Origin of the sequence: Micromonospora sp. NPDC051300 (genome assembly GCF_044455315.1) — a bacterium.
In the GTDB taxonomy this organism is placed as follows: Bacteria; Actinomycetota; Actinomycetes; order Mycobacteriales; family Micromonosporaceae; genus Micromonospora; species Micromonospora robiginosa.
The window spans coordinates 132,700-157,421 of record NZ_JBITEP010000007.1; the positions used below are offsets into that span (position 1 = coordinate 132,700).

28 protein-coding genes and 1 riboswitch are annotated in these 24,722 nt (G+C 73.7%); of the genes, 13 read left to right on the top strand and 15 right to left on the bottom strand.

The window, feature by feature from the left end; genetic code table 11:
* Positions 1-8: 8 nt before the first annotated feature.
* Complete coding sequence (locus tag ACIA5A_RS10505) at positions 9-659, bottom strand: SDR family oxidoreductase (RefSeq protein WP_396759154.1); 651 nt, start codon at positions 657-659, stop codon at positions 9-11.
* Between the two features lie 98 nt (positions 660-757).
* Here ACIA5A_RS10505 and ACIA5A_RS10510 point away from each other — a divergent pair, with 98 nt between their 5' ends.
* The gene (locus ACIA5A_RS10510; RefSeq protein ID WP_396759157.1) at positions 758-1,600 is read left to right on the top strand and encodes an NAD-dependent protein deacetylase; all 843 of its coding nucleotides are present in this window, start codon (positions 758-760) and stop codon (positions 1,598-1,600) included.
* Between the two features lie 57 nt (positions 1,601-1,657).
* A riboswitch (glycine riboswitch) is annotated at positions 1,658-1,748 on the top strand.
* Positions 1,749-1,821: 73 nt separating this feature from the next.
* The gene (gene gcvP, locus ACIA5A_RS10515) at positions 1,822-4,644 is read left to right on the top strand and encodes an aminomethyl-transferring glycine dehydrogenase (protein ID WP_396759160.1); all 2,823 of its coding nucleotides are present in this window, start codon (positions 1,822-1,824) and stop codon (positions 4,642-4,644) included.
* A 94-nt stretch (positions 4,645-4,738) separates the two neighbouring features.
* On the opposite strand, the gene ACIA5A_RS10520 is transcribed toward gcvP, so the two are convergent.
* Positions 4,739-4,939, bottom strand: coding sequence for a DUF5999 family protein (locus ACIA5A_RS10520; RefSeq protein ID WP_013286363.1), 201 nt, complete (start codon positions 4,937-4,939; stop codon positions 4,739-4,741).
* A 123-nt stretch (positions 4,940-5,062) separates the two neighbouring features.
* On the opposite strand from ACIA5A_RS10520, the gene ACIA5A_RS10525 reads away from it, so the two are divergent.
* On the top strand, positions 5,063-6,253 hold the full coding sequence (locus ACIA5A_RS10525) for a chorismate-binding protein (RefSeq protein WP_396759164.1): 1,191 nt from the start codon (positions 5,063-5,065) through the stop codon (positions 6,251-6,253).
* 35 nt (positions 6,254-6,288) lie between these two features.
* Here the strand turns inward: ACIA5A_RS10525 and pip are convergent, their stop codons facing one another.
* Positions 6,289-7,239, bottom strand: coding sequence for a prolyl aminopeptidase (gene pip / locus ACIA5A_RS10530; RefSeq protein ID WP_396759167.1), 951 nt, complete (start codon positions 7,237-7,239; stop codon positions 6,289-6,291).
* 50 nt (positions 7,240-7,289) lie between these two features.
* Here pip and ACIA5A_RS10535 point away from each other — a divergent pair, with 50 nt between their 5' ends.
* Together ACIA5A_RS10535 and def are read left to right on the top strand one after the other, a co-directional pair.
* Positions 7,290-7,775, top strand: coding sequence for a MarR family winged helix-turn-helix transcriptional regulator (locus ACIA5A_RS10535; protein WP_396759169.1), 486 nt, complete (start codon positions 7,290-7,292; stop codon positions 7,773-7,775).
* Between the two features lie 21 nt (positions 7,776-7,796).
* Positions 7,797-8,306 carry a peptide deformylase gene (gene def, locus ACIA5A_RS10540; RefSeq protein ID WP_396759172.1) on the top strand — a complete coding sequence of 170 codons (510 nt, stop codon included), beginning with the start codon at positions 7,797-7,799 and terminating at the stop codon, positions 8,304-8,306.
* Here the strand turns inward: def and ACIA5A_RS10545 are convergent.
* Together ACIA5A_RS10545 and ACIA5A_RS10550 are read right to left on the bottom strand one after the other, a co-directional pair.
* Entirely contained in the window at positions 8,286-9,080 is a 795-nt protein-coding gene (locus tag ACIA5A_RS10545) for a GNAT family N-acetyltransferase (protein ID WP_396759175.1), read from the bottom strand. The genes def and ACIA5A_RS10545 overlap by 21 nt on opposite strands.
* A gap of 1 nt (position 9,081) precedes the next feature.
* Positions 9,082-9,864, bottom strand: a complete 783-nt coding sequence (locus ACIA5A_RS10550; RefSeq protein ID WP_396759178.1) for a sulfite exporter TauE/SafE family protein — start codon at positions 9,862-9,864, stop codon at positions 9,082-9,084.
* Positions 9,865-10,030: 166 nt separating this feature from the next.
* Here ACIA5A_RS10550 and ACIA5A_RS10555 point away from each other — a divergent pair, with 166 nt between their 5' ends.
* The gene (locus tag ACIA5A_RS10555) at positions 10,031-10,810 is read left to right on the top strand and encodes an endonuclease/exonuclease/phosphatase family protein (RefSeq protein WP_396759180.1); all 780 of its coding nucleotides are present in this window, start codon (positions 10,031-10,033) and stop codon (positions 10,808-10,810) included.
* Between the two features lie 6 nt (positions 10,811-10,816).
* Here ACIA5A_RS10555 and ACIA5A_RS10560 read toward each other — a convergent pair whose 3' ends face one another.
* The 4 genes from ACIA5A_RS10560 to ACIA5A_RS10575 all read right to left on the bottom strand — a co-directional run bounded on the left by ACIA5A_RS10560 (position 10,817) and on the right by ACIA5A_RS10575 (position 13,674).
* Positions 10,817-11,713 (bottom strand): bifunctional 5,10-methylenetetrahydrofolate dehydrogenase/5,10-methenyltetrahydrofolate cyclohydrolase, encoded by an 897-nt coding sequence (locus ACIA5A_RS10560; RefSeq protein ID WP_396759514.1) that lies wholly within the window; start codon positions 11,711-11,713, stop codon positions 10,817-10,819.
* Positions 11,714-11,805: 92 nt separating this feature from the next.
* Positions 11,806-12,591 carry a hypothetical protein gene (locus ACIA5A_RS10565; RefSeq protein WP_396759183.1) on the bottom strand — a complete coding sequence of 262 codons (786 nt, stop codon included), beginning with the start codon at positions 12,589-12,591 and terminating at the stop codon, positions 11,806-11,808.
* Entirely contained in the window at positions 12,584-12,832 is a 249-nt protein-coding gene (locus ACIA5A_RS10570; RefSeq protein ID WP_396759186.1) for a hypothetical protein, read from the bottom strand. The genes ACIA5A_RS10565 and ACIA5A_RS10570 overlap by 8 nt, the downstream gene beginning before the upstream one ends.
* A 29-nt stretch (positions 12,833-12,861) precedes the next feature.
* Complete coding sequence (locus ACIA5A_RS10575) at positions 12,862-13,674, bottom strand: MerR family transcriptional regulator (protein WP_396759189.1); 813 nt, start codon at positions 13,672-13,674, stop codon at positions 12,862-12,864.
* A gap of 79 nt (positions 13,675-13,753) precedes the next feature.
* Between ACIA5A_RS10575 and ACIA5A_RS10580 the strand changes: the two genes are divergently transcribed.
* Together ACIA5A_RS10580 and ACIA5A_RS10585 are read left to right on the top strand one after the other, a co-directional pair.
* On the top strand, positions 13,754-14,122 hold the full coding sequence (locus ACIA5A_RS10580; protein ID WP_396759192.1) for a nuclear transport factor 2 family protein: 369 nt from the start codon (positions 13,754-13,756) through the stop codon (positions 14,120-14,122).
* 61 nt (positions 14,123-14,183) lie between these two features.
* Positions 14,184-14,984 (top strand): SDR family NAD(P)-dependent oxidoreductase, encoded by an 801-nt coding sequence (locus tag ACIA5A_RS10585; RefSeq protein ID WP_396759194.1) that lies wholly within the window; start codon positions 14,184-14,186, stop codon positions 14,982-14,984.
* Here ACIA5A_RS10585 and ACIA5A_RS10590 read toward each other — a convergent pair.
* A complete protein-coding gene (locus ACIA5A_RS10590; RefSeq protein WP_396759197.1) occupies positions 14,981-15,973 on the bottom strand; it encodes a tyrosine-type recombinase/integrase in 993 nt (330 codons plus the stop codon). The genes ACIA5A_RS10585 and ACIA5A_RS10590 overlap by 4 nt on opposite strands.
* 98 nt (positions 15,974-16,071) lie before the next feature.
* Between ACIA5A_RS10590 and ACIA5A_RS10595 the strand changes: the two genes are divergently transcribed.
* Positions 16,072-16,698 carry a phosphotransferase gene (locus tag ACIA5A_RS10595; protein WP_396759200.1) on the top strand — a complete coding sequence of 209 codons (627 nt, stop codon included), beginning with the start codon at positions 16,072-16,074 and terminating at the stop codon, positions 16,696-16,698.
* Positions 16,671-16,934 carry a phosphotransferase gene (locus ACIA5A_RS10600; RefSeq protein WP_396759202.1) on the top strand — a complete coding sequence of 88 codons (264 nt, stop codon included), beginning with the start codon at positions 16,671-16,673 and terminating at the stop codon, positions 16,932-16,934. Before ACIA5A_RS10595 ends, ACIA5A_RS10600 begins: the two co-directional genes overlap by 28 nt.
* A gap of 97 nt (positions 16,935-17,031) precedes the next feature.
* Here the strand turns inward: ACIA5A_RS10600 and ACIA5A_RS10605 are convergent, their stop codons facing one another.
* From ACIA5A_RS10605 to pdxY, 4 genes are all read right to left on the bottom strand, one after another.
* The gene (locus tag ACIA5A_RS10605) at positions 17,032-19,392 is read right to left on the bottom strand and encodes an excinuclease ABC subunit UvrA (protein ID WP_396759205.1); all 2,361 of its coding nucleotides are present in this window, start codon (positions 19,390-19,392) and stop codon (positions 17,032-17,034) included.
* Positions 19,393-19,475: 83 nt separating this feature from the next.
* On the bottom strand, positions 19,476-19,889 hold the full coding sequence (locus ACIA5A_RS10610) for a VOC family protein (RefSeq protein ID WP_396759208.1): 414 nt from the start codon (positions 19,887-19,889) through the stop codon (positions 19,476-19,478).
* Between the two features lie 5 nt (positions 19,890-19,894).
* Positions 19,895-20,347, bottom strand: coding sequence for a helix-turn-helix transcriptional regulator (locus tag ACIA5A_RS10615; RefSeq protein ID WP_396759211.1), 453 nt, complete (start codon positions 20,345-20,347; stop codon positions 19,895-19,897).
* A gap of 99 nt (positions 20,348-20,446) precedes the next feature.
* Positions 20,447-21,298 (bottom strand): pyridoxal kinase PdxY, encoded by an 852-nt coding sequence (gene pdxY / locus ACIA5A_RS10620; RefSeq protein ID WP_396759214.1) that lies wholly within the window; start codon positions 21,296-21,298, stop codon positions 20,447-20,449.
* Positions 21,299-21,476: 178 nt separating this feature from the next.
* Here pdxY and ACIA5A_RS10625 point away from each other — a divergent pair, with 178 nt between their 5' ends.
* Together ACIA5A_RS10625 and ACIA5A_RS10630 are read left to right on the top strand one after the other, a co-directional pair.
* Entirely contained in the window at positions 21,477-22,895 is a 1,419-nt protein-coding gene (locus ACIA5A_RS10625) for an OFA family MFS transporter (protein ID WP_396759217.1), read from the top strand.
* The gene (locus ACIA5A_RS10630; RefSeq protein ID WP_396759220.1) at positions 22,892-23,017 is read left to right on the top strand and encodes a hypothetical protein; all 126 of its coding nucleotides are present in this window, start codon (positions 22,892-22,894) and stop codon (positions 23,015-23,017) included. Before ACIA5A_RS10625 ends, ACIA5A_RS10630 begins: the two co-directional genes overlap by 4 nt.
* A gap of 50 nt (positions 23,018-23,067) precedes the next feature.
* Here the strand turns inward: ACIA5A_RS10630 and ACIA5A_RS10635 are convergent, their stop codons facing one another.
* Positions 23,068-23,796 (bottom strand): SDR family oxidoreductase, encoded by a 729-nt coding sequence (locus tag ACIA5A_RS10635; RefSeq protein WP_396759223.1) that lies wholly within the window; start codon positions 23,794-23,796, stop codon positions 23,068-23,070.
* A gap of 75 nt (positions 23,797-23,871) precedes the next feature.
* Here ACIA5A_RS10635 and ACIA5A_RS10640 point away from each other — a divergent pair, with 75 nt between their 5' ends.
* Positions 23,872-24,705 carry a patatin-like phospholipase family protein gene (locus ACIA5A_RS10640; RefSeq protein ID WP_396759226.1) on the top strand — a complete coding sequence of 278 codons (834 nt, stop codon included), beginning with the start codon at positions 23,872-23,874 and terminating at the stop codon, positions 24,703-24,705.
* Positions 24,706-24,722 lie beyond the last annotated feature (17 nt).

Below are 24,722 nucleotides of genomic sequence, written 5' to 3' on the forward strand. Positions count from 1 at the left end.
GCCCTTCCTTACATGCGGGCGACGGCGTCGGCGATGGGGGCGTCGCCGGCGACGAGTTCGACGGTGTGCCCGGCGGTGGCGGGGGTGTCGAGCAGGGCCAGGAGCACCCGGGCGACGTCGGCGCGGCTGATCGCGCCGGGTGGGACGGGTCGGGCGAGGGTGATCCGGCCGGCGGGTTCGTCGTCGGTGAGCCGGCCGGGGCGCAGCACGGTGACGTCGAGGTCGCGGCCGGTGACGTTGTCCTCGGCGGCTTTCTTGGCCCGCAGGTAGGCCGCCCACACGTCGTCGGTGCCGGGGGTGGGCGGCTGGTCCACGCCCATCGAGGAGACCAGCAGGTAGCGGCGGACGCCGGCGCGGGTGGCGGCGTCGGCGAGCAGCACGGCGGCGCCCCGGTCGACGGTGTCCTTGCGGTCGGCGCCGCTGCCGGGGCCGGCGCCGGCGGCGAAGATCACCGCGTCGGCGCCGGTGAGGTGCGCGGCGAGCGTGTCGACGTCGGTGTGTTCCAGGTCGCAGACGACCGGTTCGGCGCCGGCGGCGCGCAGCGCGGCGGCGTGCGCGGGGTTGCGGATCAGCCCGACGGCGGTGTCGCCGCGCCCGGCGAGGTCCCGCTCCAGCAGTTTGGCGATCTTTCCGTGGCCTCCGGCGATGACGACGCGCATGCGGTCAACGTAGCGCGGCGCGGTCCGTCGCGCCGGGCGTCCGACGGGTTCGATCACGGGGTTGGCGGGGCGCGGGGTGGGCGAGGCAGCATGGACGGGTGAGTGATGCGGTGGAGGCGTTGACGTCGCTGGTGGCCGGCGGGGGTGTGGTGGTGCTCAGCGGCGCCGGGCTGTCCACCGAGTCGGGCATCCCGGACTATCGGGGGCCCAGCGGCGCGGCGCGGCGGCACACCCCGATGACCTTCCAGGCGTTCACCCGGGAGCCGGACGCGCGGCGGCGCTACTGGGCGCGCAGCCACCTGGGGTGGCGCACGATCGCCCGGGCGGCGCCCAACGACGGGCACCGGGCGGTGGCCCGGTTGCAGCAGGCCGGGCTGTTCGGCGGGATCATCACCCAGAACGTCGACGGGCTGCACACCGCCGCCGGCGCCACCGAGGTGATCGAGTTGCACGGGCGCCTCGACGAGGTGACGTGCCTGGACTGCGGCAACGCCACCGGCCGCGACGAGCTGCACAGGCGGTTGAGCGAGGCCAATCCCGGCTTCGACGCGGCGGTGGCGCACGTCAACCCCGACGGCGACGTGGACCTGCCGGACGAGGCGGCGGCCGGGTTCCGCACCGTCGACTGCGCGGTGTGCGGCACGGGCATGCTGAAACCGGACGTGGTGTTCTTCGGCGAGACGGTGCCCGCGGCCCGGGTCGCGGACTGTTTCGCCCTGGTCGAGGGGGCCCGGGCGCTGCTGGTGCTGGGTTCGTCGTTGACGGTCATGTCGGGTCGACGGTTCGTGTTGCGCGCGGCGAAGCACGGCATCCCGGTGGGCATCGTCAACCAGGGGGCGACGCGCGGCGACGGCTACGCGACGCTGCGCGTGGACGCGCCGCTGGGCGCCACCCTGAGCGCGGTGGCGGCCCGGCTGGCGGCGGCGCCCGCCCCGGTGTGATCAACCCCCGGGACATGAGCCGGTGACACGGCCGCTGGTAGCGTGGGGGTCGCCGGTACCACCCACGTGGGAGAGACCGTCGATCAGGCGGCGCCGAAGGGGCAGATTCTCCCCGGAACCTCTCAGGCAAAAGGACCACGTGGGCAGGCGCTGTGGAGCGCGTCAGCGCGACTCAGGGGGAGGCCGACCCGTCGACCTCGCCCCCACAAGGAGCGCAGCGCATGACCGCAGAGCAGTTCGCCGACCGGCACATCGGCCCCGGGCCGGACGACGAGCGCCGGATGCTGGAGGCCGTCGGCCACAGCTCCGTCGACGAGCTGATGGACGCGGCGATCCCCGAGGTGATCCGCTGGCACGGCGCCCTGGACCTGCCGGCGCCGGCCGGCGAGCGGGAGGCGATCGCCGAGCTGCGCGCCCTGGCCGCTGACAACACCGTCGCCGTGTCGATGATCGGGCTGGGTTACCACGGCACGCACACCCCGGCGGTGATCCGCCGCAACGTGCTGGAGAACCCGGCCTGGTACACCGCGTACACGCCGTACCAGCCGGAGATCAGCCAGGGCCGGTTGGAGGCGTTGCTGAACTTCCAGACCATGGTCACCGACCTGACCGGCCTGGCGACGGCGAACGCGTCGATGCTCGACGAGGGCACCGCCGCGGCCGAGGCGATGACCCTCGCCCGCCGCGCGAGCAAGGTCAAGAGCCCGGTGTACGTGGTGGACGCCGACGCGCTGCCGCAGACCATCGCGGTGATCGCCGGGCGCGCCGAACCGCTGGGCATCGAGGTGCGGGTGCTCGACCTGGACGTCGAGGAGCTGCCGGCGGAGTTCTTCGGCCTGCACCTGCAGTACCCGGGGGCGTCCGGCGCGGTGCGCGACCACGCCCCGCTCGTCGACGCCGCGCACGCCGCCGGCGCGCTGGTGACCGTCGCGGCGGACCTGTTGGCGTTGACGCTGCTGCGCCCGCCGGGGGAGATCGGCGTGGACATCGCCGCGGGCACCACCCAGCGGTTCGGCGTACCCATGGGTTTCGGTGGCCCGCACGCCGGCTACCTGGCGGTGCGCGCCGGCCTGGAGCGGATGCTGCCCGGCCGTCTGGTCGGGGTGTCGCGTGACGCCGACGGCAACCCGGCGTACCGGCTGGCGTTGCAGACCCGCGAGCAGCACATCCGGCGGGAGAAGGCGACGAGCAACATCTGCACCGCGCAGGTGCTGCTGGCGGTGATGGCCGGCATGTACGCGGTCTACCACGGCCCGGACGGGTTGCGGGCGATCGCCCGGCGCACCCACGCGGCGGCGGCGCGGCTGGCGGCCGGGCTGCGCGCCGGCGGTGTCGAGGTGGCCGACGGGCCGTTCTTCGACACGGTCACCGCGACGGTGCCCGGACGCGCCGGCGAGGTGGTGGCCGCCGCGGCCGCGCGCACCGTGAACCTGCGGCTGGTCGACGCCGACCGGGTCGGCGTGTCCTGCGACGAGACGACCACGGCCGCGCACGTCGCGGCGGTGTGGGCGGCGTTCGGCGTCGACGGCGTCGACGGCGACGTGGACGCGGCGTTGCCGGCCGGGCTGGCCCGCACCTCGGACTTCCTCACCCACCCGGTGTTCGGCGCCCACCACTCGGAGACGGCGATGCTGCGCTACCTGCGCCGGCTGGCCGACTTCGACTACGCGCTGGACCGGGGCATGATCCCGCTGGGGTCGTGCACGATGAAGCTCAACGCCACCACCGAGATGGAACCGGTGACGTGGCCGGAGTTCGCGCACCTGCACCCGTTCGCGCCCGACGCGCAGACCGCCGGTTACCGGCGGCTGATCGCCCAGTTGGAGGGCTGGCTGGCGGAGGTGACCGGCTACGACGCGGTGAGCGTGCAGCCCAACGCCGGGTCGCAGGGCGAGCTGGCCGGCCTGCTGGCGATCCGCGCCTACCACCGCGACCGGGGTCAGGGGCACCGCGACGTGTGCCTGATCCCGTCGTCGGCGCACGGCACCAACGCCGCGTCGGCGGTGATGGCCGGGATGCGGGTGGTGGTGGTCGGCTGCGACGCCGACGGCAACATCGACCTGGTCGACCTCGACGCGAAGATCGACAAGCATCGGGACGCCCTGGCGGCGATCATGGTGACCTACCCGTCGACGCACGGGGTGTACGAGACGGGCATCGCGCAGTTGTGCGCGAAGGTCCACGACGCCGGCGGCCAGGTGTACGTCGACGGGGCGAACCTCAACGCGCTTGTCGGGTTCGCCAAGCCGGGCAGGTTCGGGGCGGACGTGTCGCACCTGAACCTGCACAAGACGTTCTGCATTCCGCACGGCGGCGGCGGCCCGGGTGTCGGGCCGGTGGCGGTGCGCGCGCACCTGGCGCCGTTCCTGCCCGGCGACCCGGTCGGCGGGCACGTCGACGGGCGGCCGGCGATCTCGGCGGCCCGCTACGGGTCGGCGGGGATCCTGCCGATCCCGTGGGCGTACCTGCGGATGATGGGCGCGGCCGGGCTGGCCCGGGCCACCGGCGTGGCGGTCCTCGCGGCGAACTACGTGGCGGTGCGGCTGCGCCAGCACTTCCCGGTCCTGTACGCCGGCAACAAGGGCCTGGTGGCGCACGAGTGCATCCTGGACCTGCGGCCGTTGACGAAGGCCACCGGCGTCAGCGTCGACGACGTGGCGAAGCGGCTGATCGACTACGGCTTCCACGCCCCGACGATGTCGTTCCCGGTGGCCGGCACGCTGATGGTGGAGCCGACCGAGAGCGAGGACCTGGCCGAGCTGGACCGGTTCTGCGACGCGATGATCGCCATCCGCGCGGAGATCGACAAGGTCGGCTCGGGAGAGTGGCCGGCCGGGGACAACCCGCTGTCCAACGCGCCGCACACGGCGGCGATGGTGTCCGGTGACGAGTGGCCGCACCCGTACCCGCGGTCGGTGGGCGCCTACCCGGGTGGGGTGGACCGGGCGGGGAAGTACTGGCCGCCGGTGCGGCGGGTCGACGGCGCGTACGGCGACCGGAACCTGGTCTGCTCGTGCCCCGCGCCGGAGGCGTTCGAGGAGTGAGGGTGTGCACGCCGGGGCGGTGGGCGCTCGCCGCCCCGGCCGGCGCGCCGACGGTCACCGTCGGCGCGTACGCTCACTGACGCTGCGTGAACGCTCAGGCGACGAGGGCGTGGCGGGCCGGTCCCCGGTGCGGGGCGATGGTCCGCCCGTCGGGGAGCAGCTCACCGGTGTCCTCGAAGACGATGACGCCGTTGCAGAGCAGGCTCCAGCCCTGCTCAGGGAAGCAGGCGAGAACGCGGGCGGCTTCGCGGTCGGTCGCGTCGGCGGAGGGGCAGGTGGGCTGGTGCTGACACATCGGGTTCTCCGGACTGTGGGGGCACTGTGTCATGGTTCACATGACCAGTGACGCACAGTACCAAGCGAAACTGCGCGGCATCGAGCAAGGTTGCGGCTTGTTCACCCAGAATCGGCTGAACGGATGAGCCGGAACCGTCCAGACGTCGTGGAAGCGCTCCCATACGTGCCTGTCGACGTGCCCGGCGCGCCGCCGTCCTGCCGGGCCCGGCTGGTCGAGACCGCCCGGCTGCAGTGGCGCGTCGGCGACGACGGCGACCCCACCGACCTGGCGCAGCGCTTCCTCGCCGCACACGGCGTACCCGTCGACGACCTGACCCGGCCCGGCCGGCACGACCGGCACGGGGTGTGCGGGGCGGCGCTGTTCCTGTCCGCCGCCGCCGGCGCGGACGCCATCGGCGCGCCGACCGGCGCGCCCACCCCCGCCCCGGCGCTGCCCGACCTGGTCGTGGTCGTCTACCGACACGCCGACACCCCGCCACCGCACCCGCCCGCTGCGGGCGGCTGGTGGCTGGGCGCCTGGCACGACAGCTGGACCCCCGCCGCGCACGCCGACGCCGTCGAGGCGGTCCGCGCCGCCATCGCCCGCGGCGACGTCTACCAGGTCAACCTCGTCGGGCACGCCGCCGCCGGGTACGCCGGCGACCCGCGGGCCGCGCTGGCCCGCCTCGCCGCGCTGCCCGGTGCCCGCTACGGCGGCACCCTGTCCGGGCCCGGCTGGACGCTGGGCTGCGCGTCACCGGAGACGCTGATCGCCGTGCAGGGCGGCCGGCTGGTCACCCGCCCGATCAAGGGCACCCGCCCGGCCACCGCCGCCGGTCGCCGCGAGCTGCTCGCCTCGGCCAAGGAACGCGCCGAACACGTGATGATCGTCGACCTGGAACGCAACGACCTGGCCCGGGTGGCCCGCACCGGCTCGGTGCGCGTCGACGAGCTGTTCGCCGTGCGCCGCTGGTGCGACCTGTGGCAGGCCGAGTCGACGGTGTCGGCGGCGCCCGCCGACGGCCTCGGCCTGGCCGACCTGCTGCGCGCGGTGTGCCCCGGCGGGTCGGTCACCGGCGCGCCCAAGCACGCCGCGCTGGCCGAGGTCGCCGCGCGCGAGCCGGTCGGCCGGGGCGCCGGGATGGGCGCCCTCGGCTGGGTCGGGGCCGACCGGCTCGACCTGGGGCTGACCATCCGCACCGCGGTGGCCGACGCCGACCGGCTGCACCTGTGGGCCGGCGGGGGCATCACCTGGGGCAGCGACCCGGCCGCCGAGGTCGCCGAGGCCGCCGCCAAGGCCGCCCCGGTGCGGGCGCTGCTCGCCGCCGGCTGAGCCCCCGCCCGCCGCCCGGCGGGACCGCCTGCCGCTCAGGAGGCCGCGGCGAACGCGTCCAGGGCGGCGACCACCCGCTCGCCGACGCCGTGCCCGCTGCCGTGCCCGCCGGACTCGACGATCTCCATCCGGGCGTCCGGCCAGTCCCGGGTCAGCCGCCACGCGACGTCTGGCGGGCCGCTGACGTCCAGGCGGCCCTGCACCAGCACCCCGGGGATGCCGGCGAGGCGCCCGGCGTCGCGCAGCAGTTGACCGTCGGGCAGGAAACCCAGGTTCGCGAAGTGGTGGGTGACCAGCCGGGCGAAGCCGTAGCGGAACACCGGGTCGGCGTAGCGGGCGCTGGGCGCGTACCCGCCGGCGAGCGAGACGTGCACGTCCTCCCAGTCGCACCAGTCGCGCGCCGCGTGCTCGCGCACCGCCGGGTCCGGGTCGTTAAGCAGCCGGGCGTACGCGGCGGCCAGGTCGCCGCCGCGCTCGGCGGCGGGCACCCCGTCGCGGAAACGCGCCCACTCCCGCGGGAACACCCGGCCCATGTCCCGGGTCACCCACTCGATCTCCCGGCGGGTGTTGGCCACCACGCTGAACAACACCAGCGCGCTCACCCGCCCCGGGTGGGCCTGCGCGTACGCCAGCGACAACGCCGAACCCCACGACGCGCCGCACAGCAGCCACCGCTCCACGCCCAGGTGCGCGCGCAGCGCCTCCATGTCGGCCACCAGGTGCCCGGTGGTGTTGACCGACAGGTCGGTGTGCGGGTCGGCGGCCGACGGGGTGCTGCGCCCGCAGCCGCGCTGGTCGAACAGCACGACCCGGTAGGCGGCCGGGTCGAACAGCCGCCGCCACGACGCGCCCGCGCCGGAGCCGGGGCCGCCGTGCACCACGAGCGCCGGCCGCCCGTCCGGGTTGCCGCAGGTCTCCCAGTGCACGAGTTGGCCGTCGCCGACGTCCAGGCGCCCCGACGCGTACGGCTCGATCGGTGGATACATGCGCGCGGCCCTCCCCGGCAAGATGCAACAGCGCTGTTACATTAGCGGACGTGACCGCCCCCCACCGCGACGCCCTCGGCACCCTGCTCCGCCACGTCCTGGACACCCTCGACGCCGACGTCGCCGCCGTGCACCACCGCCTCGGCCTCACCGACTACCGGCCCCGCTACTCACCCGTGCTGCGCGTCCTCGTCGCCGACGGGCCGCTACCCATCCGCGACCTCGCCGCCCGCGTCGGCGTCACCCACTCCGCCGCCAGCCAGACCGTCGCCGGCATGCGCCACGCCGGCCTGGTCACCCTCGCCCCCGGCGCCGACGCCCGCCACCGCATCGTCACCCTCACCGACCGCGCCCGCGCCCTGCTGCCCGCCGTCGAAGCCGAATGGGCCGCCACCACCGCCGCAGTACGCCGCCTCGACACCGAACTGCCCGTGCCCCTGGCCGACGAGCTGTACGCCGTCCTCGACGCGCTGCGCCGCCGCCCCCTGCGCGAGCGCATCGCCGACACCGGCCTGCTCCCGCCCCCGGGCGCGTAAGCAACGGATAACCTTCCGGGCATGACTATGCGCCCGATCCGGATCATCGGCGACCCCGTCCTGCGCACCCCCAGCGAACCGGTCACCACCTTCGACGCCGAACTCCGCGCCCTCGTGCAGGACCTGATGGACACCCTGCTCGGCGCGCCCGGACGCGCCGGCGTCGCCGCACCCCAGATCGGCGTCAACACCCAGGTGTTCGTCTACCACGCCGACGGGCACCGCGGTCACCTCGTCAACCCCACCCTGGAACTGTCCGACGAGCTCCAGGACGACGAGGAGGGCTGCCTGTCCATCCCCGGGCTCTACTTCCCGACCCCCCGCGCCCTGCACGCCACCGCCCACGGCTACGACCAGCACGGCGAACCGCTCACCATCACCGGCAGCGGCTTCCTCGCCCGCGCCCTGCAACACGAGACCGACCACCTGCGCGGACGGCTCTACGTCGACACCCTGCGCGGCGACACCCGCCGCCGCGCGCTGCGCGAGATCCGCGCCGGGCGCTTCGACTCACCCAGCCGCAGCCGCTGACGGCACCCGCCGCGTCAACGCGCACTCGGTGAACCCGGCCACCCGGGTGAACCCCAACCGCCCGTACAACCGCACCGCCGCCACATTGTCCGACCGCACGTTCAACGTGATGTGATCCACCGACGCCGACAGCCGGGCGCACAACGCCGCCACCGCCCCCGCCGCCAACCCGCGCCCCCGCGCGTCCGGCCGCGTCGTCACGTTGCCCACCGCCGCCACCCGCCACCGCGGCGAGAACACGTGCACCCCCGCCACCGCCACCAGGCGACCCCGCTCCCGCACCCCCACGTACTGACCCGTCTCCACCATCCGCGGATCGAACCAGTTCCCCGGATACGCCACCGCGTACAACTCCCGCAACTCCGCCAGATCCGCCACACCCAGCGGCTCACCCCGCGGCGCCACCGCCGCCAACCGCCCCGGATCCGTCAACGCCATCCGATCGTGCGGCGCCGACTCCGACACCGTGAACCACCGCGCCACCGTCGCCTCCAGACCGGGGGACAGGTGCGCCCACAACCGGGCCGGCAACACCGGCGCCGCCCGCGCCAACAACCCCGACAACGCCGCCACCCGCTCCGGCGCCGCGAACGCCAACAACGTCGGCAACTCCACCCCGTGATACAGCAACACCACCTCGTCGCCGGAGCGGAACCACGACGTGTACGGCCAGAAGAAATCGTCCAGATCACCCAACTGGTAGGCGTGCAACACCGGATCCCGACCCAACAGGGCAGCCAACACCGCCCGGTCGTGCTCCGCCCGCACCGCCACCTCAACCCACCATCCACTGGTCGTAGGCCAACCGCGCCACCAACGCCACCACCACCAGCAGCAACACCACCCGCACCAACCCGGCGCCCCGCCGCAACGCCATCCGCGCGCCCACCGCCGCGCCCGCCACGTTGCACACCGCCATCGCCGCCCCCAACCACCACCACACGTGCCCGCCCACCCCGAACACCACCAACGCGCCCAGATTCGTCCCCGCGTTCACCACCTTCGCCATCGCCGACGCGTGCACGAAATCCGCGCCCACCAACGCGGTGAACGCCACCACCAGAAACGTCCCCGTCCCCGGCCCGATCAACCCGTCGTACAACGCGACGACCAACCCGGCCACCACCACCGCCGCCACCACCCGCCACCGGGTCCGCCGCGACGGCACCGCCACCGTGCCCAACCGCGGCCGGGTCACCACGAACACCGCCACCGCCACCAACACCGCCAACACCACCGGCCGGTACGCCCCCGCCGGCACCGCACCCGCCAACGCCGCACCCACCCCCGCGGTCACCACCGCCAACCCCGCCGCCGGACCCGCCACCGCCCAGTCCAGCTTCGTCCGCCGCGCATACGTCACCGCCGCCGTCGACGTCCCGAAGATCGCCGCCAACTTGTTCGTCCCCAACGCCGTCGCCACCGGCACCCCCGGCGCCGCCACCAACAACGCCGGCAACAACACCAACCCACCACCACCGACCACCGCGTCCACCCACCCCGCCAGGGCGGCCACACACAGCAACGTCGTCAACGCCCACGCATCCACGCCGCGCATTCTGCCCACCCCGCCACCACCGGGGAGAACACCTGTGGCCAGCCTCACCGGCCCCGACGCCGCCGCACCCACAACCCCACGCACGCCACCGCCACGAACACCACCATCGAACAGCACAACAGCTTCAGCACCCGGCCAGCCTGCCACGGCGACGTAGGGTGTGCAGGTGCGCCTGGCCACCTTCAACCTGCTGCACGGCCGCTCCCTCACCGACGGGCTCGTCGACCCCGACCGGCTCACCGCCGCCGTCACCGCCCTCGACGCCGACGTCCTCGCCCTGCAGGAAGTCGACCGCGACCAGACCCGCAGCGGCAACCTCGACATCACCGCCCACGCCGCCCGCGCCCTGCACGCCGCGCACCACCGCTTCGCCGCCGCCGTCGTCGGCACCCCCGGCGAACAGTTCCGCCCCCTCACCCACGACGACGACGGACACGGCGAACCCCTCTACGGCGTCGGCCTGATCAGCCGCCACCCCGTCCGCTCCTGGCACGTCACCCGGCTGCGCGCCGCACCCGTCCGCTCACCCATCTACGTCCCCGGCCCCGGCGGCGGCCTCCTCCTGCTCCGCGACGAACCCCGCGTCGTGCTCGCCGCCGTCCTCGACACCCCCCACGGCCCCCTCACCGTCGCCGCCACCCACCTGTCCTTCGTCCCCGGCTGGAACGCCTGGCAACTCCGCCGCGTCGTCCGCGCCCTGCGCGCGCTACCCGCCCCCCGGATCCTGCTCGGCGACCTCAACCTCCCCGCCGGCGCCGCCGCCACCCTCAGCCGCTGGCGGCCCCTCGCCCGCCTCGCCACCTACCCGGCCGGGCAACCCCGCGTCCAACTCGACCACATCCTCGCCGACCCCCACCACCTCGACCGGCTCCCACCCGTCACCGCCGCCACCACCCCGCCGTCGACCATCTCCGACCACCGGCCCCTCGTCGTCGACCTCGGCTGAGCCGACTCACCCCACCCCGGACAGCCGCCGCGCCGCCTCCACCGCGTTGCGGAACAACATCGCCACCGTCGTCGGACCCACCCCACCGACCCGCGGCGTGATCGCCCCCGCCACCTCCGCACACGACTCGTCCACGTCCGGCAACAACCGCCGCCCCTCGTAGCGCACCCCACCACCGACCACCACCGCACCCGGGCGCACATGCTCCGGCCGCACGATCCCCGGCACCCCCGCCGCCGCCACCAGGATCTCCGCCCGCCGCGTGAACCGCGGCCAGTCCGCCACCCCCGTGTGCACCACAGTCACCGCCGCGTTCGCCGTCGGCCGCTTCTGCGCCAACAACATCGCCAACGGCCGACCCAACGTCGCACCTCGACCCAGGATCACTACCTCACGACCCGACACCGGCACCCGGTGAAACGCCAACAACGCCTCGATCCCCGCCGGCGTACACGGCAACGGACCCGGCAACCCCAACGCCAACCGGCCCATGTTCACCGGATGCATCCCGTCGACGTCCTTGTCCGGATCCAGCCCGGCCAACGCCCGGTCGTAGTCCAGATGCCCCGGCACCGGATGCTGCACCAACACCCCGTGCACACCCGAGTCGGCGTTGAAATCCGCCAACACCGCACCCAGATCCGCCTGTGACGCCGACGCCGGCAGACGCACGTGCGGCGACGCGAACCCCAACTCCGCCGCCTGCCGCTGTTTGATCCGGATGTAACCCGCGCTCGCGTCGTCGTCACCCACCAGCACCGTCGCCAACGCCGGCGTCACCCCCGCCGCCCGAAGCTCCGCCACCGACGCGGCCACCCCGGCCAACACCTGATCCGCCACCGGCCCACCCGGCAACAACCGCGCCGTCGCACCGGACGTCACCGAAACCGAAGAAGAAGACATGCGACACCTCGCCCGCAGGGGCCCAGGCGGTCGACCCCCACGACGAGCTCCCCGATGGTTCACCCATCCCCGTGCCGCCAGTCGCGTCCCCCTCAGCCTGCCACAGCCCGCCGCGCCACCGCATCCACCACCGACTGCCACGCCGGCAACGACGCCAACACCGCATCCACCCGCCGCCGCCGATCCACCACCGACCCCACCCCCAGATCCGCCAACGCCGCCGCCAACCCCGGCCGCCACACCCGCTCCCGCTCCGGCGCCACCGCCGCCAACACCGCCAGACACCGCGCGTACGTCACCACCACCCAGAACATCGCCTCCCGGTGCCGGCCCGCCGCCACCAACTCCGCGCCGCCGTCGAACACCACCGGCCGCCCCGCCGCACCCAGATCCGCCCCGAACGCGAACCCGTCCCGCGGCAGACCCGACACCTCCTCGAACACCCCCGCCAACCCGGCCAGATGCTCCCGCACCCGCCCCGCGCCCACCCCACCGCCGTCCAACGTCGCCAGCAACTCCGGATAGCACCCCCCGAAACCGTGCGCCCCCAACACCTCCGCCGCCCGCACGTACCGCCGCCGCACCGTCGGATCCACCAACCCCGCCACCGCCGGCCACACCGCCACCAACGACGTCGGGAACACCCACCCCAACACCTGATCCGCCAACGACGCCCCCGCATCCCACGCCCGCAACCCGTCCTCCACCCGCCGCCGCACCCCCGCGCACCGCCGCCGCACCCACACCGGATCCGCGAACCCCGCCGCCACCCGCCGACGCACCGCCGCCAACCGCCCCGACGGATCCGCGATCACCCCGTCCACACGGAACAACGGCGCGAACACCCACGACCCCAGCACGTCCTCCGGATCACCCACCTGCCCCCACGTCACCGAACTGACCTCCAGCAACACCCCCCCGACGCACGAACTTGCCCACCTTCACGCCGGGGGAGTCCCGCACCAGCAGCACGTCCACGTCCGACGACGCCGGCAACACCGCGTCGTCCGGCAACCCCACCGTCGACCCGCTGAACAACGCCCCCTCCACCGACGGATCGACGAGCATCCGCTCCCGCACCCAGTCCACCGCCACCGCCCGCGCCGCACCCACCCGCATCGGCGACCTCCCCGCCCCGTCACGTCCACTCATCCGGACGACAGCCGGAACACCGGCCAACCGATCTCCGTACGCCACTGCGCCGCCACCCCCGTGTCGCGCGGCCCCACCAGATACGTCTCCCGGACCGGCCCGTCCACCGCCAACGCGTGCCCCACCACCCACCCGCCGAGCCGCCCGTACGTCACGTCGATGTCGTCGTGCGGCCCGACGTGCACCGCCACCGCGAACTCCGCCGCCGGCAACTCGACCACCTCCACCCGCCCCGACGGGCGCGGATCACGCACCGGCCGGTACACCACCACGTCACCCACCCCAGCGGTGAACAACTCGTTGGCGTACTGCCCACCCGGCGGTCCGACCCGCTCACCCACCGGCCACACCGCGTCCAACTCGGCCATCGCCCCGTCGTACCAGGCGCCCGCCCCCGCCAACTCGACCCGACCCCGAACCCCGGCGACCACGCACCCGGGCACCGACCGCACCTCCACCGACAACCCACCGTCCCGCGGACCCAACAACCGCCGCAACGCCACCACCGACCCACGGGTACGCTCCAACGCCTCCTCCAGCCGACGCAGGTGCCCCGCGACCACCGCCGCACGCCGATCCGGGTCGTCGGTCGCCAGGATCGCCCGCACCTCGGCCAACGGCACGTCCAACTCACGCAGTCGGTGGATCACCTGCGCCGTCGGAATCTGCTCCGTACCGTAGTAGCGGTAACCGGTGAACGGATCAACGCGCTCCGGCTCCAACAGCCCGGCCTCGTGATAGCGACGCAACGTCCGCACACTCAACTGGGTCACCGTCGCGAACTCACCGATCGTCAGCCCCCTCCGCACACCACCCACTCTGCACCCTCCCCACGCGGGACACCCGACGACTTGACCCTCTCCCGACGAGAGACCTCACGGTGGGCACATGGACACGACCGACTGGACCCGAGCCGACGTCATCGCACCCGACGAACTGCCCGAGACGATCACCCGATACCTCACCGCACACCAGGCACGCGACCTCGACACCGCCGTCGCGCTCCTCACCCCCGACGCGTCAGTCACCGACGAAGGCCGCAACCACCAGGGACCCGAGCAGATCCGCGACTGGCTGTCCCGCTCGACAGGCGAATACACCTACACCACCCAACTCACCACCGCCGCCAAGGTCGACGACCGGCACTACGACGCCGTGCACCACCTCGAAGGCGACTTCCCCGGCGGCACCGCCGACCTGCACTTCCGCTTCACCCTCCACGACGGGCTGATCACCCGCCTGGTGATCGAACCGTGACCACCCCGACCCGGGCCGCGAGAACCTGGTTCATCACCGGCGGCGTCCCGGCGGCTTCGGCATGGCCTACGCCGAAGCCGCCCTCGACGCCGGCGACCGGGTGGTCCTCACCGCCCGACGCACCGAACCGCTACGCGACTGGGCGGCCACCCAGCCGGACCGCACCCTCGTCCTACCCCTGGACGTGACCGACCCCGCCCAGGTACGCAAAGCCGTCACCACCGCCGAGTCCCGATTCGGCGGCATCGACGTGCTGGTCAACAACGCCGGCCGCGGCTGGTACGGGTCCGTCGAGGGCACCCCCGACCCCGACGTGCGACACCTGTTCGAACTGAACTTCTTCGCCGTCCTGACCGTCACCCGCGCCGTCCTGCCCGGCATGCGCGCCCGCGGCACCGGCTGGATCGTCACCATGTCCTCCGCCGCCGGCCTGCGCCCGGTCACCGGGTTCGGCTACTACAGCGCCGCCAAACACGCCATCGAAGGACTGACCGACGTGCTGCGCGACGAGGTCGCCCCCCTCGGCATCCGCGTGCTCACCGTCGAACCCGGCGCCTTCCGCACCCAGGCCTACGCCGGATTCGCCGACCAGCCGATCCGCGAGACCGTCCCCGACTACCAGCCGATGCTCCACCAGGTCCGCACCGCGATGATCGACCAACACGGCACCCAACCCGGCGACCCCCGGCGCGGCGCCCGCGCCGTCCTCGCCGCGATGGACCAGGACCCGCCACCGCGACGCCTCGTCCTCGGCAGCGCCGCGTTCGACACGGTCACCGCCGCCCTCGACGACAAGGCCGCCGACATCCGGGCCAACGAGAGCCTCTCCCGCGACGCCGACTACCCGACCACACCCCGCTAGGGACCCGACAACCCGGACAACGCGCGGTTCGTCCGGTTCGCCGCCACCGCCGCCCGCTGCTGGCCCGCCGTCACCTCGATGTACGTCTGCGACGACGCCAACGACGCGTGCCCCAGCAACCGCATGATCTCCGCCGCGCCCGCCCCGTCCTCCGCCAACCGCGTCGCGAACGTGTGCCGCAACGCGTGCAACCGCGCCCCGCGCGGCACCCGGTCACCGATGCCCGCCCGCCGGTAACACGACTCCACCAGATACTGCAGGCCACCCCGACGCAACGGCTCACCCCGCCGGTCCACCAGGAACGGCCCGTCCGGCCGCACACTGCGCCCCCCGAACCGCGCCCGCCGGCTCTCCAGATAGCCGCTCAGCACCCGGTCCACACCGGCCTCGATCGGCACCGTCCGGGGCCGGCCACCCTTGCCCGCCACCTCGACGCGCCGCTCGCCGTCCCGCCCGACCACCGACGACACCCGCAACGCCAGCAGCTCCGACAGGCGAAGGCCCGCGCACAGCGCCAGCGCCAGCACCGCCAGGTCCCGTTCCGGCCACGGGTCGCGCTGGCGGCCCTCGGCCCGCGCCACCGCCGCCAGCAACTCCTCCGGGGTGTCCTCGCCGCGCAGCGGCTTGGGCCGGGGGAGCGGCGTGCGCGGGCGCCCCACCGCCGGCATCGGATTCCCGGGTACGACGCCCTCGGCCACCAGGAACGTGAAGAAGCTGTTCCAGGTGGACCAGGCGCGGTGCACGGAGGCGGCGGCGCGGGGAGCGGCGAACCGGGCGAACGCCGCGCGCATCACCCGGGGGGAGAGGGCGGTGACCGGCAGCCGGCCCGGGGGGAGGGGAGTGGCGTCGTCGCCGGTCGCCAGCGCCGCCACCGCGTACAGGTCCCGCCGGTACGCCGCCAGGGTGTGGGGGGAGGGCTTGCGGGTGGTCCGGGCGGTCAGGAACTCCTCGATCAACACCCCGACTGCTTCGTCCGGTTTGTCATGCATAAGGGATATTATGCATGATTTTCGTGTTCGCGCCAGGCCGCCACCCGGGGGAGAGCGGGGCGGGTAAAGCGATTGCCACGACCCGCAGACTGGGCCGCATGGTGGAGATCGACGACGACCTCGTCCGCACCCTCGTCGCCGCGCAGTTCCCGCGATGGGCGCACCTGCCGGTCGCCGCCGTGACCCGGCAGGGGTGGGACAACCGGACCTTCCGCCTCGGCGACGAGCTGGCGGTCCGACTGCCCAGCGCCGAGGGCTACGCCGCCGGCATCGCCAAGGAGGACCGGTGCCTGCCGATCCTGGCCCGCCACCTGCCGCTGCCGGTGCCCGAACCGGTCGCCACCGGCGCACCAGGCGCCGACTACCCGTACCCCTGGTCGGTGCGACGGTGGCTGCCCGGCGACACCCTGGCGGCCGCCCACGACCTCGACCGCGTCGCCGTGGCCCGCGACCTCGGCGCCCTGCTGGCGGCGCTGCGGCGGGTCCCGACCGCGGGCGGGCCGGTCGCCGGGCGGCATTCCGCGTTCCGGGGCTGCCACCCGAGCGTCTACGGCGACGAGGTCGAGCAGGCGTTGGCGGTGCTCGGTGCCCGGGTGGACGCCGCGGCCTGCCGGGCGGTGTGGGCGCGGGCGGTGACGTCGGCCTGGCCGCAGGCGCCGGTGTGGTGCCCGGCGACGTCTCCGCCGGGAACCTGCTCGTGGCGGACGGGCGTCTCGCCGCGGTGATCGACTTCGGGCAGTGCGGGGTCGGCGACCCGGCCTGCGATCTGGTGCCGGCGTGGACGTGGTGCGTGGGCGCGGAGCGCGCGGTGTTCGCCGACGCGGTCGGGTTGCCGGCCGACGCGTGGCGGCGGGCGCGCGGCTGGGCGTTGTGGAAGGCGCTCGTGACGCTCGCGCGGGGCCCGGACGAGGAGCAGGCGCGGGCGTTGGTCGCGGTGCTGGCGGATCCGGTGGTGGAGTGAGGCGCGGGGAGGCCCCGATCCGGCTTACTTGACATAATGTAGATTATCGAACCTATCGTGCGGGGCGGCGATGTCCGGCATCGCCGCCCCGACGGGGTCAGGCGCCGACGTAGGCGGCGAGGTGTTCGCCGGTCAGCGTGGACCGGGCCGCGACCAGGTCGGCCGGGGTGCCCTCGAAGACGATCCGGCCGCCGTCGTGCCCGGCGCCCGGACCGAGGTCGACGATCCAGTCGGCGTGCGCCATGACCGCCTGGTGGTGCTCGATGACGATGACCGACTTGCCGGATTCGACCAACCGGTCGAGCAGGCCGAGCAGTTGGGCGACGTCGGCCAGGTGCAGGCCGGTGGTCGGCTCGTCGAGGACGTAGACGCCACCCCGGTCCCCCATCCGGGTGGCGAGCTTGAGCCGCTGCCGCTCCCCTCCGGACAGCGTGGTCAGGGGTTGACCGAGGGTGAGGTAGCCGAGACCGACGTCGGCGAGCCGGTCGAGGATGGCGTGGGCGGCCGGGATGCGCGCGTCGCCGGCGCCGAAGAACTTCTCGGCCTCGCCGACCGGCATGGCGAGGACCTCGCTGATGTCGCGGCCGCCGAGGTGGTAGTCGAGGACGGCGGCCTGGAAGCGCTTGCCCTCGCAGTCCTCGCAGGTGCTGGCGACGCCGGCCATCATGCCGAGGTCGGTGTAGATGACGCCGGCGCCGTTGCAGGTGGGACAGGCGCCTTCGGAGTTGGCGCTGAACAGGGCGGGCTTGACGCCGTTGGCCTTGGCGAAGGCCTTGCGGATGGGGTCGAGCAGGCCGGTGTAGGTGGCCGGGTTGCTGCGGCGGGAGCCGCGGATGGCGGTCTGGTCGATGCTGACGACGTCGTCGCGTCGGCCGAGTGAGCCGTGCACGAGGCTGCTCTTGCCGGAGCCGGCGACGCCGGTGACGACGACCAGGACGCCGAGTGGGATGTCGACGTCGACGTCGCGCAGGTTGTGGGTGGCGGCGCCGCGGATGGGCAGGGTGCCGGTCGGGGTGCGGACGGTGTCCTTGAGGGTGGCGCGGTCGTCGAGGTGGCGGCCGGTGACGGTGTGGCTGGCGCGCAGGCCGGTGACGGTGCCCTCGTAGCAGATGGTGCCGCCGTCGGTGCCGGCCCCGGGACCGAGGTCGACGACGTGGTCGGCGATGGCGATGGTCTCCGGTTTGTGTTCGACGACCAGGACGGTGTTGCCCTTGTCGCGCAGGCGCAGCAGGAGGTTGTTCATCCGGGTGATGTCGTGCGGGTGCAGGCCGATGGTGGGTTCGTCGAAGACGTAGGTGACGTCGGTGAGCGACGAGCCGAGGTGGCGGATCATCTTGGTGCGTTGGGCCTCTCCGCCGGAGAGGGTGCCGGCGGGGCGGTCGAGGCTGAGGTAGCCGAGGCCGATCTCGACGAAGGAGTCGAGGGTGTCCCCCAGCGCGGCGATCAGCGGGGCGACGGAGGGGTCGTGCAGGGCGCGTACCCAGGTGGCGAGGTCGCTGATCTGCATGGCGCAGGCGTCGGCGATGTTGATGCCGTTGATCGTCGAGGAGCGGGCTTCGGGGGCCAGGCGGGTGCCGTCGCAGTCGGGGCAGGTGGTGAATGTGACGGCGCGTTCGACGAAGGCGCGGATGTGGGGCTGCATGGCGTCGACGTCCTTGGCCAGCATGGACTTCTGAATGGCCGGGATGAGGCCGGTGTAGGTGACGTTGATGCCCTCGACCTTGACCTTGGTGGGCTCCTTGTGCAGGAGGTCGTGCAGTTCCCGGTCGGTGTAGTCGCGGATGGGCTTGTCGGGGTCGAACATGCCGCTGGCGCGGAAGATGCGGCCGTACCAGCCGTCCATGCTGTAGCCGGGGATGGTGATGGCGCCCTCGTTGAGGGTGCGGTCGGCGTCGTAGAGGACGGTGAGGTCGAAGTCGGTGACGGCGCCGCGGCCCTCGCAGCGGGGGCACATGCCGCCGAGGCGGGTGAAGGTGCCCTTCTTGGTCTGGGTCTTGCCGGGGCCGCGGTCGACGGTGATGGCGCCGGCGGCGCGGACGGAGGGGACGTTGAAGGAGTAGGCGTTGGGTGGGCCGATGTGGGGGTCGCCGAGGCGGCTGAAGAGGATGCGGAGCATGGCGTTGGCGTCGGTGGCGGTGCCGACGGTGGAGCGGGGGTCGGCGCCCATGCGTTCCTGGTCGACGATGATGGCGGTGGTGAGGCCTTCGAGGATGTCGACCTCGGGTCGGGACAGGGTGGGCATGAAGCCCTGGAGGAAGGCGCTGTAGGTCTCGTTGATGAGGCGTTGGGACTCGGCGGCGATGGTGGCGAAGACCAGGGAGCTCTTGCCGGAGCCGGAGACGCCGGTGAAGACGGTGAGGCGGCGTTTGGGCAGTTCGACGTCGACGTTGCGCAGGTTGTTCTCGCGGGCGCCGTGGACGCGGATGACGTCGTGGCTGTCGGCGTGGGCCTTGGGCATGGGTCTCCGTCCGGTTGGTGCGGTGTCGGGGCCGGCGCGGCGGGCCGGAAGGCGTACCGTACAGGGTACGGTACGCCTTCCGGTCAGCGTCGCTGGTTGATGCGGATGAGGTTGCCGGTGGGGTCGCGGAAGGCGCAGTCGCGGACGCCGTAGGGCTGGTCGGTCGGTTCCTGGACGACGTCGGCGCCGCTGGCCGTCAGGCGGTCGAACAGGCCGTCGAGGTCGTCGGTGGCGAGGGTGAGGGCGCCGTAGCTGCCCTTGGCGATGAGTTCGTGGATGGTGCGGCGTTCGTCGTCGGTGATGCCGGGGTCGACGGCCGGTGGGTGCAGGACGATGCCGGTCTCGGGTTGCTCGGGTGGGCCGACGGTGAGCCAGCGCATGGTGTCGCCCTGGCCGACGTCGTTGCGCAGGTCGAAGCCGAGGGTGTCGCGGTAGAAGGCGATGGCGGCGTCGGCGTCGGTGTGGGGCAGGAAGGCGTAGTGGATGGTGATCGTCATGGTGGTCACGCTAGCGGGGGTGGCTCGGTGCGGGCTTCTCGATTCCTGATCGGTCGGGCGGCCTGTTTGGTGAGGCAGGTGGGGGGTTCGGGGGTGTCGGGGGCGTGTCGGGCGCGGTAGGCGCTGGGTGGTTCGCCGACGAGTTCGGTGAAGCGGGTGCTGAAGGTGCCCAGGGACTGGCAGCCGACGGCGAAGCAGACGTCGGTGACGCTGAGGTCGCCGCGGCGCAGCAGGGCCATGGCGCGTTCGATGCGGCGGGTCATGAGGTAGGCGTACGGGGATTCGCCGTAGGTCTGGCGGAACTGGCGGCTGAGGTGTCCGGCGGACATGTGTTCGCCGCGGGCGAGGGCTTCGACGTCGAGGGGGCGGGCGTACTCGCGGTCGATGCGGTCGCGGACGCGGCGTAGCCGGGTGAGGTCGCGTAGGCGTTGGGCGAACGCGGGGTCGTCGGGTCGCACGGGTGCATCTTCGCTGGCGGGTCGGGGTGTCGGCCACCTTCTGGGTGGGTGTTTCGCCGCGCGGGGCGGACCCGGGTGGGCTGCCCCGCGCGGCGGGGGTCAGCGCAGCCGGCGGGCGGTGAACCGGGTGGGCGGGTCGGCGATGGCGTCCTGGGCGGCGACGAGTTGCAGTTCGCGGGTGCCGGCGGCGAGGGTGGCCTCGAGGACCGCGAAGATCGAGTTGGTGGTGTGTTCGAGGGCGGTCTCGGGTGAGCCGGTGGTGGCGAGGTGCGCCAGGTAGAGGGCGGCGGTGACGTCGCCGCCGCCGTTGGGGCTGATCGGTAGCAGTGGGGTGGTGACGGCCCAGGCGCCGGCGGTGGAGACGGCGACGACGTCGAGGTGGTCGGCGGGCAGGTCGCCGTGCAGGACGCTGGTGACCAGGACGTGGTCGGGGCCGGTGGCGCGGACGGTGTCGACGGCGGCGAGCAGGTCGTCGAGGGTGTCGGTGCGGCGGTCGGCGAGGAACTCCAGCTCGAACTGGTTGGGGGTGACGATGTCGGCGCGGGGCACGACGGTGTCGCGGAGGTATTCGGGGATGCCGGGGCGGACGAACATGCCGCGTCCGACGTCGCCCATCACCGGGTCGCAGCAGTAGAGCGCGGCGGGGTTGGCGGCTTTGACCTGGGCGACGGTGTCGAGGATGACGGCGCCGACGGCGGGGTCGCCCTGGTAGCCGGAGAGCACGGCGTCGGCGGTGCCGAGCACGCCGCGGTCGGCGATGCCGGCGATGACGTCGGCGACGTCGGTGGGGGCGAGCAGCGGGCCGCGCCAGGCGCCGTAGCCGGTGTGGTTGGAGAAGTGCACGGTCAGCACCGGCCACACCTCGTGCCGGAGGCGTTGCAGCGGGAACACGGCGGCGGAGTTGCCGACGTGGCCGTAGGCGACCGAGGACTGGATGGACAGGATCTTCACCGGCTCATCGTCGCATCCCGACCGGCGGTCACGCTGGGTGGTCGTCGGGCGACGGGCGGGGGTGGCGTCGACCGCTCGGCTCAGGGTTTCGACCGTCGGGCGCGGGGTGGGTTTGGGCGCAGCGTGCGGTGGGGGCATGAAGCGAGGGGTTCTCGCCATCTGGACGGAGGAAGCACTGATGCTTTCCGCACTCGATCGTCGGCACACCGTCGCGCCGCCGGGGTACAGCCGGTGGCTGATCCCGCCGGCGGCGCTGGCGATCCATCTCTGCATCGGGCAGGTCTACGCGACGAGCGTGTACAAGAACTCCCTGATCGCGCACTTCGACACCGGGCAGACGGCGATCGGCGTGATCTTCAGCATCGCCATCGTGATGCTGGGGTTGTCGGCCGCGGTGGCCGGCACGTGGGTGGAGGCGAACGGGCCGCGCAAGGCGATGTTCGTCTCGGCGTGTTTCTGGGCGGCCGGTTTCCTGGTGGGCGCGCTGGGCATCGCGACGTCGCAGTTGTGGCTGCTGTACCTGGGGTACGGGGTGCTGGGCGGCATCGGGCTGGGGATCGGCTACATCTCCCCCGTCTCCACGTTGATCAAGTGGTTCCCGGACCGGCCGGGTCTGGCCACCGGGTTGGCGATCATGGGGTTCGGTGGCGGGGCGATGGTGGCCTCTCCCCTGTCGCGGCAGTTGCTGTCGTTCTTCGACCCCGGGTACGACCCGTCGAACAGCGGGTCGACGGCGTCGGGTTCGGCACTGGTGTGGTTGTTCGTGACGCTCGGTGTCGGCTACTTCGTGATCATGATGTTCGGGGTGTTCAACGTGCGGGTGCCGGCGCCGGACTGGCGCCCGGCCGGGTTCGACCCGGCCACGGTGGCGGCGAAGCCGATGGTGACCACCGCGAACGTGTCGGCGGCGAACGCGGTGAAGACCCGGTCGTTCTGGCTGCTGTGGGTGGTGCTGTTCTGCAACGTGACCGCCGGGATCGGCATCCTGGAGCAGGCCAGCCCGATGATCCAGGACTTCTTCCGGGACAACGGCACCTCGGCGGTGTCGGTGGCGGCGGCCGGCGGGTTCGTCGGGCTGCTGTCGCTGTTCAACATGGCCGGCCGGTTCGTGTGGTCCTCGACGTCGGACGTGATCGGCCGTAAGCCGATCTACGTGGTGTACCTGGGTGTCGGGTTGGTGCTGTACCTGCTGCTGGCGTTGGTGGGGCAGAGTGCGACGGCGCTGTTCGTGCTGCTGGCGTGCGTGATCCTGTCGTTCTACGGCGGTGGGTTCGCGACCGCGCCGGCCTACCTGCGGGACCTGTTCGGCACGTTCGAGGTGGGCGCGATCCACGGCCGGCTGTTGACCGCGTGGTCGGCGGCGGGGGTGGCCGGGCCGCTGATCGTCAACGCGTTCCTCGACGCGCAGGGCGAGCCGGGGTCGTTGACCGCGTCGGCGTACCGGCCGGCGCTGTTCACCATGGTCGGGGTGCTGGCGGTGGGGTTGGTGGCGAACCTGCTGATCCGGCCGGTGCCGCAGCGGTTCCACGAGCCGGCGTCGGGCCGGGACGAGATGACGGACGGGCAGCCGGTGACGGCGGAGCGGAGCGGGTCGTGAACGAGCGCAGCGGTGGCGGGCAGCAGGTCCACCTGGTGGTGTCGTGGCTGGTGGCGGCCGTGCTGCTGGGCTACGGCGTGGTGCAGACGGTGATCACGGCGGCGAAGCTGTTCACGCACTGATCGGCGGGCGGGCGGCGGCTCGGGGTGTCTCCCCCGGGCCGCCGCCGTCGTCAGAGGCCGCCGGCGACGCGCAGCACCGCGCCCGTGGTGTAGGAGGCGTCCGGGCCGAGCAGGTGCGCGATCGCGCCGGCGACCTCGTCGGGTTCGCCGGCGCGGCCCAGCGGGATGCGCCCGGCGGCGCGGTCGGGGCGGTCGGGCACGCCGGAGCGGGCGTGGATGTCGGTGCGGATGATGCCGGGGGCGACGGCGTTGACCCGGATGCCGCGCGGCGCGAGTTCCTTGGCCAGGCCGACGGTGAGGGTGTCGGTGGCGGCCTTGACGGCGGCGTAGTGGATGTACTCGCCGGGGCTGCCGAGTGTCGCGGCGGCTGAGGACACGTTGACGATCGCGCCGCCGGCGCCCATCCGGCGGGCGGCCTGCTGGGCGCAGAGCACGTAGCCGACGAGGTTGACGTCGACGACCTCGCGCAGGTCCTCGGCGCGCAGGTCGGTGAACGCGCCGATGGGGCTGGTGACGCCGGCGTTGTTGACCAGGCCGGTGAGCGGACCGAGCCGGTCGGCGGCGGCGAAGAGCCGCGCCACCTGCGCGGGGTCGGTCGTGTCGGCGGCGACGGTGACGGCGCGGCGGCCGGCGGCGCGCACGTCGGCGGCCACGGCCGCGGCGGCGTCGTGGTCGGCGCGGTAGCCGAGGACCAGGTCGTGCCCGTCGGCGGCGAGCCGTCGGGCCGTGGCCGCGCCGATGCCGCGTCCACCGCCGGTGACGATGGTGATCCAGGTCAATGCGTTCTCCCCTGCCCCGCTGGTGGAGGCGACGTTACCGTGTGCGGGACCACCGGGGACGGAGAGGACTGTCACATGGGGCGGGCGTTGGTGCTGGGCGGTGGTGGGGTGACCGGGGTGGCCTGGGAGCTGGGGCTGCTGGCCGGGCTGGCCGAGCGGGGTGTGGCGTGCGACGAGGCGGACCTGGTGGTGGGCACGTCCGCCGGGTCGGTGGTGGGGGCGCAGGTGTGCTCGGGGACGCCGCTCGCGCAGCTGTACGCGGCGCAGTTGCGCCCGCCGCGCGACGAGGTGCCGGCGCGGTTGGGGCTGGGCGTGCTGGCCCGGTGGGCGTGGGCCGGTGCGCGGGGTCGGGACGCGGCGCGGGCCCGGGCGCGGGTGGGCGCGTTGGCGTTGTCGGCGCGTACCCCGTCGGAGGAGTCGCGGCGGGCGGTGATCGCGGCGCGGTTGCCGGCGACGGTGTGGCCGGCGCGGCGGCTGCTGGTCACCGCGGTCGACGCGGCGTCGGGTGAGTTCGTGGTGTTCGACGCCGGCAGCGGGGTGCCGTTGGTGGACGCGGTGGGGGCGAGTTGCGCGGTGCCCGGGGTGTGGCCGCCGGTGACGGTGGGTGGGCGGCGCTTCGTCGACGGCGGGGTGCGTTCGCCGGTGAACGCGGATCTGGCCGCCGGCGCCGAACGGGTGGTGGTGTTGGCGCCGACGAGCGCCGCGGTCGGGCCGATGCCGCGGTTGTCGGTGCAGGTGGCGGCGTTGCGGTCGGCGGGGGCGCGGGTGGCGGTGGTGGCGCCGGACCGGGCGGCGCGCGCGGCGATCGGGCGCAACGTGCTGGACCCGACGCGGCGGGCGGCGTCGGCGCGTGCCGGGTTCGCGCAGGCCGCGGCCGTGGCCGACGAGGTGGTGGCGGCGTGGGGGTGATCGCCTAGGCTCACCGC